Annotated in this window: 1 protein-coding gene; it reads left to right on the forward strand. The window is 69.5% G+C overall.

Features of this window, described 5'->3' with window-relative positions; translation table 11 throughout:
* A partial coding sequence (locus AX702_RS20620) for a hypothetical protein (protein ID WP_197420708.1) occupies positions 1-354 on the forward strand: 354 nt, incomplete at both ends.

Raw genomic sequence — 354 nt, forward strand, 5'->3', positions numbered from 1 at the left:
CGGATGCTGACGCTGACGCAGATGCCGACGCTGACGCCGATGCGGACGCTGACGCAGATGCGGATGCGGATGCTGATGCTGATGCTGATGCCGACGCCGACGCCGACGCAGATGCAGATGCAGACGCAGACGCAGACGCAGACGCTGACGCGGATGCCGACGCCGACGCCGACGCAGACGCCGACGCCGACGCAGACGCCGATGCTGACGCAGACGCCGACGCGGACGCGGACGCGGATGCGGACGCTGATGCTGATGCTGATGCTGACGCCGACGCGGATGCTGACGCTGACGCGGATGCCGACGCCGACGCCGACGCGGATGCTGACGCCGACGCCGACGCAGACGCGGATG

This window comes from Sphingomonas sp. CCH5-D11 (assembly GCF_001557395.1).
In the GTDB taxonomy this organism is placed as follows: domain Bacteria; phylum Pseudomonadota; class Alphaproteobacteria; order Sphingomonadales; family Sphingomonadaceae; genus Sphingomonas.